The sequence below is a fragment of the Sphingomonas sp. ABOLG genome (assembly GCF_003950435.1).
In the GTDB taxonomy this organism is placed as follows: domain Bacteria; phylum Pseudomonadota; class Alphaproteobacteria; order Sphingomonadales; family Sphingomonadaceae; genus Sphingomonas; species Sphingomonas panaciterrae.
On sequence record NZ_QQWW01000003.1, the window covers coordinates 264,467 to 281,451 of the forward strand.

The window sequence follows — 16,985 nt, forward strand, 5'->3', positions numbered from 1 at the left end:
GCTACCCCTCCGCCCTGCGGCGCCTTCTTCTCGGCCAGCGCAGATAGAGCAGGATCGTCCCGGCGATCGCGAGCAGAAGCCCCCCGGCGGCGAAGGCCTTGAGCCATGGCGTGTTGAAGTTCTCGTGCTCGCTCCAGTCCATGATGTGGAGCGCCCAGAAGAAGTCGTAGAAGCGCCAAGTTTCGGTGCGCACGGCGGCGATCCGCCCGGCCTCGTCGACATAGACGCGCGTCGCATCCGGATCGGCGAACGCGACCTGCCAGGCGGGCAGCCGTCCCTTATACTCGGCGGTGTTGGCAGTGACTCGGGTCACCTCGAACAGGGGTTTCGGTCGGCCCGTGTAGGCGGCCGATGCGATCTCGCCCGCGGCCGGGGCACCGACCGCGGGAAGCAGCGCCCCGGTCAAGGCATCGTGAATCCGAAACGTGCCCGGCGCGGTCTCGATCTCGACGATCGGCCGATCGAGAAGCAGGCGATAGCGCGCGCTGCGTATTTGCGATCCCGCCGCGATCCGCTCCAGCGGGGCATAGGACCGCGTCGGAAGCACCCCGGCGGGTTCGCGCTGCACGAGATGCTCGCCACGCACGCGCTCGATCGGCAGCAGGCTCATCACCAGACCACTGGTGAACCAGAGCAGGAGCTGAACCCCCACGACGAGCGCCAGCCAGCGGTGAAGCCGGCTCGCGCCTATGTGCAGCTGCATCCTCGTGCTTCGCATTCGCCCCCCTTGACGTCAGGCGCGCCTCACTGGCGCGCAAGCATCCCCCTCATCTGATCGATTTCCTGCTGCTGCGAGCGGATGATGTCCTGGCACAGCGTCTTCAGCTCGGGGTCACGCAGCGACGCCTCGCGGCACATCAGGATCGCGCCCGAGTGGTGGGGGATCATCGACCGCAGGAACGCCGTGTCGCCGATCGTCGTCTGCGTGCGGATGAGCGCAAAGCTCGCGACGAACACGACGATCGATCCGACCAGCAGCAAGCCGTTGGCGCGCTTCGACGGGAACATGTGCGGCATGGCGACGATCATCAGCACGATCATCGGCGTGACCATCATCAGCGCCATGTAGAACATGTTGAGGTTGTTGTAGAAGCTCGACAGGCGGTCGATCATCACGAACATGACGAAATACATGATGATGCCGCCGACCAGCGACTGCACCGCGAGGTTCACATAGGGGTTCTTCATCCGGCTACTCCCTGCTGCCCGCTCGCCCCCCGGCCAATCAGAACCAGGCGCGAACGCCCGCCACCACGCTGAAGCCGCCGGTGCCCTCGCCCGCGGCGCGGGCATAGCGCGCCGTGTCGCCGAGCCTGCGCTCCCAAGACACGCCGACATAAGGCGCGAACTCGCGCTTGATCTCGTAGCGTAGGCGCAGCCCGGCTTCCGCGTCCGTCAGTCCGGACCCCAGGCCGCTGGACGGCACGTCCTGCGCCGACAGGTTCAACTCGACGCGAGGCTGCAGCACGAGCCGCTGGGTGATGCGCTGGTCGTAATAGCCTTCCAGGCGCCCGAACACGTCGCCCTTGTCGGACAGGAACAGCGCGCCTTCGACGTCGAACCAGTAAGGTGCGAGCCCTTCGAAGCCGACCGTGGCGTAGGTGCGGTCCGGGCCGGGCCCGAAGTCCTGGCGGACGCCAGCCTGCAGGTTGAAATAGGGCCCGACGGCCCGGCTGTAGAGCGCCTGCACCTCGCCCTCGGTATTCTCGCGGAACGTCCCCTCGCCCTCGCTCTTGATCGTCAGGCGGTTGATGTCGCCGCCATACCAGAACTCGCCGTCCCACCTGTAGCCGTCACGGCCGTCGCGGAACTGCACCTCGGCAAGGTTCAGCATCAGCTGCGAATACGACATGCCGCCATGCTCGCGGCGCAGTGCCGTCCGCGCGGGTGCCATCGCGTCGCGGCCCCACACGCGATCGGCGTAGTTCGCCTCCGGCGTAGCGGGCGCGGGTGCGTTCCCGGCCGGCAGCGCGGTGCCGCCCTTGCCCATGGGGGCCGAAGAGACGGCAGGCGAGGTCGCCTTGGGGGTGCAGTGACCCATCGCGGCATGCTCGGGCAGACAATCGGGATCGGTCGCGGCCGCAGCCGCAGGCGCAGGTGCAGGTGCAGCAGCCGCAGCGGGTGCCGACTGTTGCGCCGCCGACGTCTTGGGCGTGCAGTGGCCCATCGCCGCATGCTCGGGCGGGCACGAGGGATCGATCGGCGCCGCACCTGGGGCCGCCGCGGCGGATGATGGCGACGTTGAGGCACGCGGTGCCGGACGCGCAGGCGCCTTGACCGCCGGCTTCGGCTTGGCCGCCGCCTTCGGCTTCGGCTTCGGCTTCGGCGCGGGCTTGGCCGCCGCAGCCTTCGGCTTGGCTGCCGCGGGCATCTTGCAATGGCCCATCGCCGCGTGTTCGGGCGTGCACTGGGCGGCCGAAGCCAGCAGCATGGCGCTGAGGACGAGGCTCATTTCGTATCTCCGTCGCGCGGCCGGACGGAGACGACCTGCATCATCCCGGCGTGCATGTGGTAGAGCATGTGGCAGTGGAACGCCCAGTCGCCGACGGCGTCGGTGGTGACGTCGAACGTGGCGGTGCCGCCCGGCTGGACCTGGATCGTGTGCTTGCGCGGCGCGAACTCGCCATGACCCGTGACGAGCTCGAAGAAGTGCCCGTGCAGATGGATCGGGTGACCCATCATCGTGTCGTTGACCAGCGTGATGCGCACCCGCTCGTCCTTCAGGAACGGGATCGGCTTTTTGACCTCGCTGAGCTTCTCGCCGTCGAACGCCCACATGTAGCGTTCCATGTTGCCGGTGAGGTGGATGCGCATCGACCGGTCGGGCGCGCGCACGTCCGGGTTGCGGTCGACCGCCATCAGGTCGGTGTAGACCAGAACCTTGTGGCCGACGTCGTCGAGGCCCTGACCCGGCTCGCCCATCCGGTCGACCGGCATCGGCGAAATGGTCTGCACGGTCGGCGTCTTCTTGACCTCCGGCGCGACCGAGAAGTCGCGCATCGAGTGATCCATGCCGCCCGACGCGTGGTCCATCGCGCCCTGCTGACCACCGCCGGTCGCAGCGTCGGCGGTCGGCTTGCAATGGCCCATGGCGGCGTGTTCCGGCGGACATGCGGGTGCCGCCGCGCCTGCCGGCTTGGCGTGGCCCATGGCGGAATGGTCCATGCCCGCCATCGATCCGCCGGAGCCGTGGTCCATGCCGCCCATGCCCATGTCCTTCATGTCGGCGAGCGGTCGGCGGCGCAGCGGCGGGACGGCGGCGGCCATGCCCTCACGCGGCGCGAGGGTGGCGCGCGCCATGCCGGACCGGTCGACGCTTTCGCCGACGATCGTGTAGGCGCGCTCGTCGGCGGGCTGGACGATGACGTCGTATGTCTCGGCGACCGCGATCTGCATTTCGTCAACGGCGACGGGGCGGACCGGCAGGCCGTCGGCCTGAACGACGGTCATCTTGAGGCCGGGGATGCGGAAGTTGAATGTCGTCATGGCCGAGGCGTTGATAATCCGCAGCCGCACGCGCTCGCCGGGGCGGAAGAGGCCGGTCCAGTTGTCGCGCGGGCCGTGGCCGTTGACGAGATAGGTGTAGGTGCTGCCGGTCACGTCGGAGACGTCGGTGGGGTCCATGCGCATGGCGCCCCATTCCAGCCGTTCCTTGGCCGACTGGTCCTTGCCCGCGAGCAGGCCGGCCAGCGTCTGTTTCTGGAAGTTGAAGTAGCCGCCCTGCTGCTTGAGCTTCTTGAAGATGATGTGCGGGTGCATCTGGCTGTGGTCGGACAGCACGATCACGTGCTCGCGGTCCGACTGGATCGGGTCGGCGCCCTTGGGGTCGATGACGATCGGGCCGTAGTGGCCGAGCTGCTCCTGCAGGCCCGAATGGCTGTGATACCAGTAGGTGCCCGACTGCACGATCGGGAATTCGTAGGTGAAGGTCGAGCGCGGCTTGATGCCGGGGAAGCTGACGCCGGGCACGCCGTCCATGTGGAACGGCAGGATGAGCCCGTGCCAGTGGATCGAGCTGTCCTCGTCGAGCGCGTTCTCGACGTGCAGCCGCACGTTCTGGCCTTCGCGCAGGCGGATGAGCGGGGCCGGCACCGTGCCGTTGATGCCGATGGCGTGGCTCTCGCGACCGTCGATCATCATCATCTGGTGCGCGATGCGCAGGGTGATGTCCTCGCCCGACACCGTCGGCAGCGGCTTGACGATCCCTGCGGATACCGACTGCGCCCAGGCGGGCATGTAGGCCGCGAGAGCGAGGCCGCCGCCGGTCAGCGTGGCACCGCGCAGAAGCTGGCGGCGATCGATGGTGCGCGTCATGGATGTTCCGGTGTCTGCCATAGGTGGATCTGCCTTCTGATACGCGCCGGACGCCCTTAGCCCTCGATCGTTCCAGCGCCCGTTCGGGCATGCCTCGCCGAAGCGGGGGCGCTCGTCGCACGCCCGGCTGGCGACGGCTGGCGCGGCGCGCTTCAGATCGGTCCGCGACGAGTGGCCGCGCTTCGGCCAGCGCCGCCGCGTCGATGCGAGGCGGATCGGGAGCGCCGTCCCGAGCGCGATCGCGCCGTCAAGCTGACGGCACCTGACTGCCAGTCCGGGGGGAGGGGCGGGGAAGAGCCTTACGAGAAGGAAAAGAGCATGAGCGAACTCGACCTGTCGGGTATCGACCCGCTGCGTCGCGGCGAGGTCAGGCGCCGGATCGGCGTGCTGGACCGCTATCTCGCCATCGAGCGCCCGACGCGCGCCGATGCGGAACGGCATGCCGGCGAGATCGGCATCGGCGTCGCCCAGTTCTACCGGCTGGCCAAGGCCTGGCGCCTCCACCGCAAGCCGCAGATGGTCGGGGCGGGAGAGCGCGGGCGGCCCAGGACGCGGCGCGACGGCGTGCCCGAGAAATCGCGGTCGATCGTGGTCGAGGTCATCGACGAACTCGGCGCGGATGCGAAGCTGGCCGACCTGCTCCGCGAGGTGGCGCGACGATGCGATGCGGCGGGCACCGTCACGCCCTCGCGCGGAGCCCTTTGGACATATGTCATGGACTCGCGCGCCACCAGCCCCATCCGGACCGACGAGCCGCGCCGCATCGTGGTTGGACGCGTATGGGCCGAACTGCCCACGGTGCACGGCGACGGCACCATGTTCCCGGAAGTCGCGATCGCCATGCTGCTGCCCGAACGGACGATCACCGGCGCCGACGTCTCGCTGGATCCCGGCAAGCGCGCCAGCGCGGCGCTGGCCCTCGCCCGAGCGTTCGCGACCATGGACGATGTTCCCGCCGACCTGCAGGTCGAGGTCTCCGCCGCCGACCGCGAAGAAGTGCTGCCGGTGCACCTCGCGCGCCTAGGCCGGGAACCCGTGCGTGCCGGAAGATCAACGGGCTCGACGATCGTCGGCAACCTGGGCCGCACGGTCGGCGGGATGCGGATCCTGCACCGGCCGCACACCGCCAACCCGGATCGCCTGCTCGCCGCCCGCGCCGTCGCTCCGCTAGATCGGCACGCCGCAGCGGCGGAAGTGGAACAGGCGATCCGCCGGCACAATGCCGCGCTCAGCGGCAGCGCGGCGGCAGCCGAACCGATCTAGTCGTGCTTGCCGCCCAGCGTCGCCAGCGCATCGTACAGGTTCGGCGGCGGTTCAGCGGACCCCGCGCGGGCCAGGTCGATCCCGTCGTTGTGCGCGTCGGCAGCGCGGCGTAGCGCGTCATAGGCGTCGGCTTCGGTCCAAGCGGTCATGTCGCCGTTCGCGGCGAGCGCCTCGCCTGCCAGGGTGCGCGTCGGCGTGAATGTCACCTTGCCGAGGCGCGGACCCAGCGTCCGGGCGATCATCCGGCCATAGCGCCGCTCCCCGCGCTCGAGAATGAAGTGAGTGTCCCGGAACCGGGCGTTCAGTTCGTGCATGACGCTCGATATCCTGGCGACGTCCTCGCCGGCCGTGATGCGCATCACGGAGAACACGTTCGACCAGCGCCACCGCCCGCCCTTGCGCTCCATCGTCCGCAGTGCGTCGTTCGCGGCCGCGCTGTGCCCCCGGACCACCGCCTCGATCGAGCCGACGGCGACGCCCAGCACCGCGCCGGTGCCCGCATCCATGCAGAGGAAGCCGATGTGGGGACGTCCATCCCCGCGGGGCAGCGACGTCGCGACGCAATCGGACAGGATCACCTGGCCGAGCGGCATCGAGGAAGCGATCCGCCGCTGCTCCGCCTGCACGATCTCGCGCAGCTTCGTCGTGCCGGGGAGCTTCGCGCCCTCGGGCAGGCGCGCGAAGCGAACGATCCGATCGACCAGCGCGCTGGTCGACATGTCGCCGAACAGCAGGATCACCTGCCGCGCGGCGTCAGTCAACGCGTCGAGAACGTCGCTGCCGACCTTTGACTTACGCGCGCCCGCGCGCGCGAAGACGCCGAGCGAAGCAAGGGAGGGCGCGTCGCGCCACTCCGCGGCGATGCGGTAGAAACGGCTGACGCTCATGTCCCCCGCGAGAGTGGCGGCCGCCTCGACCCCCAACTCGCCGCGCCCTCCATCCCAGCGCCGCAGCGCCTCGAAGCGCGTCAGCGCCCTTGCCCTCTGCGACGGCGTAAGGCGCCGCCAGACGTCCGCCTCGACGGCCGCACGATCCTTAAAGGCCGCGACCAGCTCCGACGGAAGCGAAAGCTCGCGATCCTTGTCCGTTTCCATTCGCGCTCGTTAACCACCAAAGTCGCGATTGTCGAATAAAAACGCGAGAATTCTGTTGGTGCCCCGTCCGAACCGCATATATGCCACTTCCGAATAAGAATGCGACTGACTGAGTCGACGCGTCGGTGACGCTGCCGCTCCGTCACGCAGGTTGCGGAAGGCGTTGCAGATGTTGCGAGACGAACAGCGGATCGGGGATGCAGATTCCGAGCAGCCGGTGGCCGAGGCGAGCGGTTCGTCAAGTGTGGGTGCGGCGAGTGTCCCCACCTCGCGGCTCCCCGCCTTCACCCACGCGCATCCACTCGCGCGCTGGAGCCCGTCTCGGCGCCCTCCGCGCCATCCTGTCATGCGCGTGCCGCACCGGCATGCCGTCGCCGACCATCTCAACGGCGCCAAGGACCCTGCCGGCTGGATCCTGATCGGCATCGAGGCCGCGGACGATCTCGGCATCGTTCGCACGGGCATGACCTACGACAAGGACTACGGGACGAGCGCCGGCTTCTTCGAGAAGCCGAAGCGCCTCCAGTTCTTCGAAGGGCCGAACGAACCGGCCGTCGCCGACCACCTCGAGATGTCGCCACGCTACCTCGACTTCCAGTTCCAGCCGCTCCGGCTGACGTTCCGCCGCGCGGATGGACGCGTGATCCACAAGTATCCCGACGTCGGGATCGAATACGACGACCACAGCGTCCGCTTCGGCGAGATCAAGTCGGACGACGCGTGGTTCCAGGCGGACGGCATCCGGAGGCCGCTCGAACGGATCGACATGGCGATGTCGGCCTCGGGCATGGACACGCTGCTCAGGATCAAGGGGACCGTTTTCCGCAGGGACGAGGTGCAGAGGGCGCACGGCATCGCGATGGAGGCCCGCCTCACCAGCTTCGACCCGTCGACTGAAGGCCGCGCCGCCCGCGCCACCGTCATGGCGGCTGGCGGGCGGGCGCGCTACGCCGACGTCGTCGCCGCACTGGGCGGCCACCAGGCCCACGCGGTCGACAAGCTCTATGCCATGCTCATGCGGCGCGTGGTGGACTTCGATCTCTCGTCGGAGCCGACCGCCGACACCATCGTGACGGCGCCGCGACCCGCGAGCGCGTTCGCGCTCCGCGAGCTGCTCGCGCGCTTCCAGCGGCAGGCTGCCTGATGCCGAGCCCGCTCCGCATCCCCGCCGGCACCGTTTTCGCGCACGACGGCGTGCGTATCTCCTTCGTCGAGGAGGTGGACGACTTCGTCCTGCGCTTCGTCGTCGAAGGGACCGAAGACGAGTTCTTCGTCGAGGCGGCACCCGGCGTGAGGGTGCGCCCCACCGTCCAGTGGCTGCTGGACGAGTTCGCAGCGGGTCGTCTGCGCGAGTTCACCGCAAGCGAGGCGACGCTCACCGAATGGCGCGGACGCTATCTCGGGTGGGACCGGACGGCCTGCCTCGCCAAGCAGCCCAGGGCCGTCCGCAAATACGAACTCGCGCTCGCAGCGCTTGTCCAGGGCAAGCCCCGATCCGCGACGGTGCTCGAAGACTTCGCCAAGGAGATGTATCCGGATGACGAGATCGCATCGGGCCGCTCGATCATCCGCTGGATGAACAATCTCGAAGCCTTCGGTGAGAAGGTCGGCGTCATGATGAACCGCAGCGGCCGGGAGAAGGGCCGCTCGCCACTGCCGCCGATCGTCGACAGGCTCGTGCATCAGGCGATGGCTCTCCACTGGTCGGTCGACGCCATCAAGAAGATGGACGCCTACGCGCTGACCGTCGCCGCCTGGCACCGGCTGAAGGAGGCGGGGGCCACCGGCCTGGGCGATGCCCCGCCGCACAAGAGCACGGTCGTGAACCGCATCAACAAGTGCGAGGACATGGAGGCTTGGACCTCCAAGCACGGGCCGCACGAAGCCAATCGGTATTTCCTCGCCTCCGGCGAGAGCATGCCGATCACCCGTCCGTTCCAGCTCGCCTACATAGATGGAACCGAGTTCGAGCAGGTGTGCCTGTTCTCGGCCGACGCCGAGATCCCCAGCAACAAGATGAAGATCGTGCAGGTGATGGATGCTTGCGCGCTCTTCGCATATCCGACCACCCCCTTCAGCGGACCCTACAGGTCCGAGATGGGGATGTATGCGCTCATGGGCGCGCTCACGCCCCCGGTCCTCACCGAGGAGGACATGGCCGCCGATCCCATGCGCGTTCTGTTCTTCGGCCGTCAGGGTCTTCTGCGGGGCGACAACGACAAGGCCATCATACCGCCGTCCGCGATCGGAAACCTCGCGAGCGTCATCGGACGCGTCGAACTGGCGAAGAGATACGGGTCGGACGAGAAGTCCAGCGTCGAGAACTACTTCGGATGGCTGAAGCGCAGGTTGGAAGGTGAACCTGGCACCGTTCTGTCCGCCCGTAGTCGCCGGCGCTCGATCCGCCGCGATCCGATGAAGGAGGCAGCAATGACCCGTGCCAGCTTCGCGCAGAAGCTGGAAGCGCTCCGACTCGAATGGAACGACACCGGGCACGAGGCCATCGGCTGGCGGAAGCCCAATGATGTCATGCTCGAGTTCATCTCGGCCCAGCGGACTCGGTTCAGCGACCCCAAGGACGTCCGGCGCAACCTCGCGCGCACGGTGCGCGGGGTGCTCACGACCGACGGCGTCGTCCACGACAACATCACCTACAGGTGGAACCGCGAGGGGGTGACGCAGACGCTTTCGAGCAACCTCGCCGCCCAGGCTTTCTCCAAGCGGTTGGAGGGCACCGCGAAGTGCGACGTGTGGTTGCGGGTCTTCGACTGGAACCTCGACGTCATCGAGATCATGGACGAGGCCGGCAACGACTTCGTCGAGCTCTGGTCGGACGATCCCGACTACACCCTGTTCCTCACGCGGTTCGAGCACAGGTTCCACCAGTCCTGCATGATCGAGGGCAGCACCGGCGCGCAGACGGCGGAGCAGCGCGCCCTGCGCCGGGCGGAGTCCCTCCAGCAGCAGTGGGAGGATCTGCACAATCTCCCCTATGCCATCGCCAAGAAGGCAGGCGCGGTCCTCGAGCGTGCGGAAGTGCGCGCGAAGGCGCGCAACGTCGCCGACGACCCCGACCTCACCGACTTCTCCGCCTTCATGATCCCAACGGACCTGGGCGGCACGCAGCGGGCGGACGTTCCGCTCGGTCCCACGCAGTCGCGCTCCGCAGACGGTCCTGACGAGGCCACGGACACGCGCGCGGACATGAACCGTGGCCCGGCGGGCGACTGGGGCGGGCTCGATCCCGCGCCCCGGTCCAATCTCGACATGCTCGTCGCCGACCAGGAGCAGGAGGACCTGGACGGCGGCATCGACTGGGACGCGGACGATGACCGCCGCTCCGAGGATTCCTCCACGGGAGATGATGCGTGACCAACGCGAAAAAGGATCCGCTCGGCGTCCAGCCGCCACCCGTCCGCGGCGATTCCAAGCCGGTGTTCACCGATCCCGCCCGCAACGCGAGGGTCGAGGCGGTCGTCCCCTTCTTCAAGACGAACTACATCGAGCACGAGCCCCAGACCATCGTGGTGGAGCAGCTGCTCAGCTACCTCAAGTCCATGCAGTCGCTCCTCGGTGGGCCGATCGACGGTCGCTGCCTTTCCGAGCACAGCAACGCCGGAAAGTCGCGCATGATCGAACATCTCGTTCGAATGGCGGCGTTGAGGCGGGCCGAGGCGGGGCTGCCGCCCAACCCGCACCAGATCCTGTGCATCGAGCTGGACAAGACCACGTCGGTCGCGACCTGGCTCCGCCGCATCCTCTACGAGATGGGCGACGACCACTGGAACGATCGCAACGCGAAGATCGAGGATCTCGAGGATCGCATCCTCACCATGTCCCGCAGACTGGGCGTCGAGGGGATCGTCGGCGACGAGGTGCAGCACCTCGATCGAAAGACCACTGATGCCAGGCAGGTCACCGACCGGTTCAAGACCTTCCTGAACCGTGGCATCCTGCCGCTCATTCTCGTCGGGGACGAGGACGCCGAGAAGTTCTTCGAGAAGAACGGCAAGTTCGCCTCCCGCCTCGGCACGCCGCTCCAGCTGAAACCGCTCGATCCCCGCGGTGACGCTCACGACAAGGAGCTCTTCCTCACCTTCTGCGAACGCCTCGACCACTCGATGGTCGACGCAAAGATCATGGATGAGCCGAGCGGCCTCGACAAGGCGGGCTTCCGCACGCAGCTCGTGACGGTCAGCGGCGGGCACGTCGGTCGCGTGTGCCGTGTCGTATGCGAGGCGGCGCAGCACGCGCTACGTCGCGGATCGCCCGTGATCGAGCGGCATGACATGAGCGTCGCGACCCGCGGCTTCGCCATGAAGCTGAAATGGGTGCTCCACGACCCGTTCTCGAAGCGCGGCGGCTCGTGAAGGTCGCCGACGCCCCGTTCAAGCGCCTGCGGTTCGAATACGTGCCCGATCCGCGCGAGAGCCTGGTCGGCGCGCTGGCGGCCGCCTGCCGGCAGCACCGACTCCACGATATCCCGACCGCACTCGAGGGCGGCGGCATCCAGATGCCGAGGACCGGTCTGATCCAATGCACCGGCCCCGACACGATCGAGCGCTTGGCCCGCATCATGCGCACCGAGTCCGAGAACCTGCACGCGATCGCCTTCGCGCCGACGGACCAGAGGAGGCTCGTGGCGCTGGCCGACCTCCACGCGCCACGCAGGTTCTTCGACTTCGAACGTCGGCGGATCGCCCCCAGTCGCTGCAGGCCAAGCCGTATCACCGCAGCGACTGGCTGAATCGCCTGCTGCCCTACTGTCCCGAGTCACTGGAACTCCTCGTGGACGTCTGCCCGGTATGCGGTCCGCTCGGCTGGCGGCATACGCGTGGGATCGCGGCCTGCGAAAAGTGCGGCGACCCTATCCCACCGTCCAGCGAAGATCCGCTGCCGGTCGCATCGGCCGACGACTACCGCCTCTTCGCCGACCTCATGTCGCGCAATCCCGACATCGGCCAGAATGCCGTGCAACAGCTGCCGGATGCCATGCAGGCGTTCTCCCGCACCGCCCTGGTGAACGTGGCTCTCAAGGCCGCCGTCATCAGCAGCCTGGAATTCAGCGGCCGCGGCGTGGACAGGCTGCTCTCAGCTGATGCCGCCATTGTTGCCGACGTGGTCGGGCGCGGCGCCGCCCTCCTCAGGGGCTGGCCGGCTTCGATCCGTTCGTTCACCGACGCCAGGCTCGGCGAGATCGCGGGGAACGTGGCCGCCTACGACGCGATGCGGCGCGACATCCGATGGATCGCGCAGCGTTCGGTGGCTGAGGAGCAGCAGCTCGTCGCCATGGCGTTCCCCGACATTGACGGCCGCAAGGTCAAGACCTTCGCGAAGGACGTCCGCTACTACACGGCGACGGAGACCAACACGTTGCTGTGGACCTCGTCGCGGCAGCTCGAACAACTCCGCAAATCCGCAGCCCTGAGATGGGAGGAACTGCCCGGCGGCCTGCGCAAGCGCGTGCGATACGACGCGGACGACGTCGATGAACTTCGGCGAATTCTGCGGAATTCGGTATCACCCGAAGCGGTCGGTGCCCGGTTCGAACTTCCTGTATACGCGATCGGGCAGATGATCGCGCTCGAACTGCTCGAAGCGCACGACCATGCGGGCGCCGTGATCCTGCAAGGGCAGCAACTACGCACCGGGTCGGTCGACGACTTTGCCCGCCACCTCCATGCCACGGCGATTCGCCAGACACCACCTGCCGGTTTCGTTCCCCTGCGCAGCGCCATGATGCGGTTCCCTGGCGAGAAGCCGTGGGCACGCGTTCTCAAGGCCATGCGCGACAGGCACATCCCGTTTTACGTAGAAGGCACCCAGGGTGCGACCACGCGCAACATGCACGTCAATCCGGCGAGACTGCCGCGCGCACCATTGTCACAGACCGAGCGCGGCGACGAGATCTTGATTCTGACGCATGTCGCGATCCGAGATGCCTGCGAGATCCTGGGTCTCGGCTTCGAGGAAACGGCGAACGCTACTGCGTCGGCCAAGATCGAGATCATCCGCAGGAAGAAGGGAAAGGGCGTCGCGAGAGACGACCTCGTCAACCTGGCAGCATCAATCGCGTCTACCGGGGAGGCGGCCGCCTTCTCGAACAGGAACGCAGTGGAACTCTATCATGAGCTCAAGCGCCTCGGCGTCACTCGCCTTCACGACGCATGGTGCCGCCGGTCGCTCGTGGAACTCGGCCTAGTCAACGACATGTGCCGAACGCTGCTCGATCGCTGCCGCGGCGACGGCGACGGCGACGCGCTTGCGCCAGACCTATAGAACATGCACCTATCAGCAGGTGCGGCGACTTTCAGACTCTTAGCTTTATGACAAAGTTAAAGCGCCGCAGCGGATCCGCAGCGCCCTCCTCGCGCCGTTCCGGCGCTCAGTCGGCCTGCACCTCGTGATCGGGGCGTCCCGTGGCCTCGAACGTGCTCACATTGCGGATCGTGGTCTCGGCGATGCTGGTCATCGCCTCCACGGTGAAGAACGCCTGATGCCCGGTGACCAGCACATTGGGAAAGGTGAGCAGCCGCGCGAACACGTCATCCTGGATCATGCTGTTGGACTGGTCGGAGAAGAACATCCCGTCCTCCTCCTCATAGACGTCCAGCCCCAGCGTGCCGATCGCACCCGATTTCAACCCGTTGATCACCGCGCGCGTATCGATCAGCCCGCCGCGGCTGGTGTTGATCAGCATCGCGCCGCGCTTCATGCCGGCAATCGTCGCATGATCGATCAGGTGATGATTGGTCGTGGTCAGCGGGCAGTGCAGCGTGACGATATCCGATTCCCGCAGCAGCTCCGGCACCTCGACATAGCTGCCGCCCAGCGCCTCGAAGGCCGGCTGGTGCACCGGATCGCTTGCCAGCAGGCGACACCCGAACCCGGCGAGGATGCGCGCGGTCGCCAGGCCGATCAGGCCGGTCCCGATGATCCCCACCGTCCGCCCCTGCATGTTGAACCCGATCAGCCCGTCGAGCGCGAAATTACCCTCCCTCACCCGGTCTCGCGCGCGATAGATCTTGCGGTTGAGCGACAGCATCAGCGTGACGGTATGCTCCGCCACCGCCTCGGGCGAATAGGCCGGGACGCGCGCGACCACGATCCCCAGGGCGCGCGCCGCCGCCAGGTCCACGTTGTTGTACCCGGCGCTGCGCAGCGCCACCAGCCGCGTCCCCCCGTCATGCAGGGTCGCCAGCGTCTCGGCATCGAGGTGATCGTCGACAAAGGCGCAGACGCACGGCGCCCCCGCCGCGAGCGTCGCCGACTTGGCCTCGAGCCGTGGCTCCAGGAAGGCCAGTTCGTGCTGGTTGCCCAGCCTTTCGTTGGCCTGCGACAGGAACGTGCGGTCGTACGACCTGGCGCTGAAAACCGCGATCTTCACCTGTCATCTCCCTCGGTTCGTGATCGTCAACGTGCGGACCGCACGGATAGCAGCACGCCCAGCGGCACGGCACAACCGCGTGATCGGCACGATGCCCGCACGCCGGGGCGGCCGAAGGGGGAGCGCTTTACCACACCATGCGTTGGAATGACGGCGACATCCGGGGAGAAGCGGGTGATGATGGCAGCGATCGCACGGGCAACCCGGCGCAGGACAAGCGCCAACGGCTGCGCGGCGGCGTCTTGACGGACGCGGGAAACGATCACGCATGGCACGCCCTGGCCGCAGAGGACGTCTGCGCCACGCTTGAAACCGGCCCGGGCGGGCTTTCTCCGGACAGCATCACGGAGCGCCGGCAACGCTACGGCCGGAACCTCCTCCCCGCCCCGCCTCGCCGCAACCCGCTCATGCGCTTCCTTGCGCAGTTCAACAACACGCTGATCTACGTCCTGCTCGGCGGTGCGCTGGCCGCTTCACTGCTCGATCATGCCATCGACGCCGCGGTGATCATCGCGGTGGTGCTAGCCAATGCGGTGATCGGCTACATCCAGGAAGGCCGCGCGGAGCGTGCGCTGGAATCGTTGAAAGAACTGGTCGCGCCCCATGCCTCGGTCCTGCGTGAGGACCACCGCGTGACCGTGGAGGTCGCCGATCTGGTGCCCGGCGACATCGTGCTGCTGGAGGCAGGCGATCGCGTCCCCGCCGACCTGCGCCTGATTGAAACACATCGCATGCTGGTGGACGAGGCACTGCTGACCGGCGAATCCGTCACCGCGGGCAAGGACGTCGCGCCGCTTCCCGCCGACGCCCCGCTTGCCGACCGGCACAACATGGCATTCTCCGGTACGCTGGTCGCCGCGGGCCAAGCGACGGGCGTGGTGGTCGCGACCGGCGTCGCGACCCAGATCGGCCGCATCAGCACGATGATCCACGCCGTCACCCCGATGGCGACGCCGCTGCTGGAACAGATCGATCACTTTGCCCGGCGCTTCACCTGGTTCGTTCTGATGGGCGGCGTCCTTCTGTTCGCCTTTGCCGTTGCCGTGCGCGGCTATGACTGGATCTACGCGTTGATCGCGGTGGTGGCGATCGCAGTCGGCATCGTGCCGGAGGGGCTGCCCGCCGTCATCACCATCACGCTGGCGATCGGCGTGCGACGGATGGCGCATCGCCACGCTGTCATTCGCAAGCTGCCCGCGGTCGAGACACTCGGCGCCACCTCCGTCATCTGCACCGACAAGACGGGCACACTGACGCGCAACGAAATGACCGTCCGCTCGGTGATCGCCGCCACGGGGCAGTGGTCGATCACCGGTGCGGGCTATGATCCCGCCGCCGGCGAGGTGCGCGGCACGCCCGCAATCGCCGCGGCGGGGGCGGAGCTTCTGTGGTGCGCGCAACTGTGCAACGACGCGGAGCTGCACCAGGAGGACGGCGAATGGCGGGTCGAGGGCGATCCGATGGAGGGCGCGCTGCTCGTCCTGGCCCGCAAGGCCGGGGAGCATGTCGATGCGGTACGCAGCAGCTGGCCGCGCTGCGACTCCATCCCCTTCGATGCGGCGCATCGCTTCATGGCGACGCTCCACCAGGATCCCGATGGCGGCCGTGTCGCCTATATCAAGGGCGCGCCGGAAACATTGTTCGGCATGGCGGCGCCCAGGCTCGACATCAACCGCTGGACGCAGCGCGCGGCCGACGCCGCGTCCTCGGGTGAACGTGTCCTCGCCTTCGGCATGAAGACCTTTGCCGACGATCACGGCACCCTCACCTTTGATGATGTCAGGAGCGGGATCACCTTCCTCGGCATCATCGGCTTCATCGATCCCCCGCGGGACGAGGTCGCGTCGGCAATCGCGCAGGCGCATTCGGCCAGCATCGATGTGAAGATGATCACTGGGGATCACGCCGCCACGGCGCTCGCCATCGCGCGCCAGCTCGATCTCGCGCTCGATCCGCGCGCGCTGACCGGCGTCGAGATCGAGGCGATGGACGACGCGACGCTCGCCGCCAATGTGCGTGACACCGCGGTGTTCGCGCGCACCAGCCCGGAGCACAAGCTGCGCATCGTGCGCGCGCTCCAGTCGCACGGGCTGACCGTCGCGATGACCGGCGACGGGGTCAATGACGCGCCCCCGCTCAAGCAGGCCGACGTTGGGGTCGCCATGGGCATAAAGGGCACCGCTGCGGCCAAGGAAGCCGCAGAAATGGTGCTGCTCGACGACAATTTCGCCTCGATCGTCAGCGCGGTGCGCGAAGGGCGCACCGTGTACGACAACATCCGCAAGGTGATTACCTGGGAAATCCCCACCAACGGGGGGGAAACGCTCACGGTCGTCCTCGCCATCATCCTTGGCTTTGCACTGCCGATGACCGCGACGCAGATCCTGTGGATCAATCTTGTGCTGTCAATAACGCTCGGCCTCGTCCTGGCTTTCGAGCCGTCGGAGCCCGGCGTGATGCAGCGAGCGCCCCGCCGTCGTGACGCGCCGCTGCTTTCGCCTTTTCTGTTATGGCGGGTCGTGATCGTGTCGATCCTGTTGGCGATCGCCACGCTCGGCATCTTTTTCTACACGCTGGATCAGGGGCGAGGGCTTGAGGTCGCCCGCACGATGGTCGTCAACATGTTCGTCGTTGGCGAAATATTCTACCTGTTCAACGTGCGTTACCTTCACCTCACGTCGTTCAGCTGGACAGGCGTGCTCGGAACGCCGCTGGTATTGTTGTCCATTGCCGTCCTGGTCGCGCTGCAATTGTTGTTCACCTTCGCACCATTCATGAACCGCGTGTTCGGCAGTCGTCCGCTGACCCTGGTCGATGGCATGATGATCATTGCCGTCGGTGCCACGCTGATGATCGTGCTGGAACTGGAAAAGCTGCTGATGCGGCGGCTCGGCTGGTTCTCCGAACTGCGCGATTGATCCCTCTTG

Annotated in this window: 13 protein-coding genes; 7 read left to right on the plus strand and 6 right to left on the minus strand. The window is 67.3% G+C overall.

The window, feature by feature from the left end; all coding sequences use genetic code 11:
* Position 1: 1 nt before the first annotated feature.
* The 4 genes from CA236_RS05090 to CA236_RS05105 are packed head-to-tail and all read right to left on the minus strand — an operon-like array spanning position 2 to position 4,314.
* Entirely contained in the window at positions 2-703 is a 702-nt protein-coding gene (locus CA236_RS05090; protein ID WP_125944785.1) for a PepSY domain-containing protein, read from the minus strand.
* 41 nt (positions 704-744) lie between these two features.
* Positions 745-1,188, minus strand: coding sequence for a DUF305 domain-containing protein (locus CA236_RS05095; RefSeq protein WP_125944786.1), 444 nt, complete (start codon positions 1,186-1,188; stop codon positions 745-747).
* Positions 1,189-1,225: 37 nt separating this feature from the next.
* Positions 1,226-2,452 carry a copper resistance protein B gene (locus CA236_RS05100; protein WP_125944787.1) on the minus strand — a complete coding sequence of 409 codons (1,227 nt, stop codon included), beginning with the start codon at positions 2,450-2,452 and terminating at the stop codon, positions 1,226-1,228.
* The gene (locus tag CA236_RS05105) at positions 2,449-4,314 is read right to left on the minus strand and encodes a copper resistance system multicopper oxidase (protein ID WP_125944788.1); all 1,866 of its coding nucleotides are present in this window, start codon (positions 4,312-4,314) and stop codon (positions 2,449-2,451) included. Before CA236_RS05105 ends, CA236_RS05100 begins: the two co-directional genes overlap by 4 nt.
* 318 nt (positions 4,315-4,632) lie before the next feature.
* On the opposite strand from CA236_RS05105, the gene CA236_RS05110 reads away from it, so the two are divergent.
* Positions 4,633-5,577, plus strand: coding sequence for a hypothetical protein (locus CA236_RS05110; RefSeq protein WP_125944789.1), 945 nt, complete (start codon positions 4,633-4,635; stop codon positions 5,575-5,577).
* Here CA236_RS05110 and CA236_RS05115 read toward each other — a convergent pair.
* Positions 5,574-6,671, minus strand: a complete 1,098-nt coding sequence (locus tag CA236_RS05115) for a hypothetical protein (protein WP_125944790.1) — start codon at positions 6,669-6,671, stop codon at positions 5,574-5,576. The genes CA236_RS05110 and CA236_RS05115 overlap by 4 nt on opposite strands.
* 169 nt (positions 6,672-6,840) lie before the next feature.
* Between CA236_RS05115 and CA236_RS05120 the strand changes: the two genes are divergently transcribed.
* The 5 genes from CA236_RS05120 to CA236_RS05140 are packed head-to-tail and all read left to right on the plus strand — an operon-like array spanning position 6,841 to position 12,950.
* Positions 6,841-7,815 carry a hypothetical protein gene (locus tag CA236_RS05120; RefSeq protein ID WP_164518866.1) on the plus strand — a complete coding sequence of 325 codons (975 nt, stop codon included), beginning with the start codon at positions 6,841-6,843 and terminating at the stop codon, positions 7,813-7,815.
* Positions 7,815-10,043, plus strand: a complete 2,229-nt coding sequence (locus tag CA236_RS05125; protein ID WP_125944792.1) for a hypothetical protein — start codon at positions 7,815-7,817, stop codon at positions 10,041-10,043. The genes CA236_RS05120 and CA236_RS05125 overlap by 1 nt, the downstream gene beginning before the upstream one ends.
* The gene (locus CA236_RS05130; protein WP_125944793.1) at positions 10,040-11,041 is read left to right on the plus strand and encodes a TniB family NTP-binding protein; all 1,002 of its coding nucleotides are present in this window, start codon (positions 10,040-10,042) and stop codon (positions 11,039-11,041) included. The genes CA236_RS05125 and CA236_RS05130 overlap by 4 nt, the downstream gene beginning before the upstream one ends.
* Positions 11,038-11,418 (plus strand): hypothetical protein, encoded by a 381-nt coding sequence (locus tag CA236_RS05135; RefSeq protein WP_125944794.1) that lies wholly within the window; start codon positions 11,038-11,040, stop codon positions 11,416-11,418. The genes CA236_RS05130 and CA236_RS05135 overlap by 4 nt, the downstream gene beginning before the upstream one ends.
* A gap of 41 nt (positions 11,419-11,459) precedes the next feature.
* Complete coding sequence (locus tag CA236_RS05140) at positions 11,460-12,950, plus strand: hypothetical protein (protein WP_125944795.1); 1,491 nt, start codon at positions 11,460-11,462, stop codon at positions 12,948-12,950.
* Between the two features lie 106 nt (positions 12,951-13,056).
* On the opposite strand, the gene CA236_RS05145 is transcribed toward CA236_RS05140, so the two are convergent.
* Positions 13,057-14,058: a 2-hydroxyacid dehydrogenase gene (locus CA236_RS05145; RefSeq protein ID WP_046411401.1), complete on the minus strand. Its 1,002-nt coding sequence runs from the start codon at positions 14,056-14,058 to the stop codon at positions 13,057-13,059.
* Positions 14,059-14,195: 137 nt separating this feature from the next.
* Between CA236_RS05145 and CA236_RS05150 the strand changes: the two genes are divergently transcribed.
* The gene (locus CA236_RS05150; protein ID WP_125944796.1) at positions 14,196-16,976 is read left to right on the plus strand and encodes a cation-transporting P-type ATPase; all 2,781 of its coding nucleotides are present in this window, start codon (positions 14,196-14,198) and stop codon (positions 16,974-16,976) included.
* Positions 16,977-16,985 lie beyond the last annotated feature (9 nt).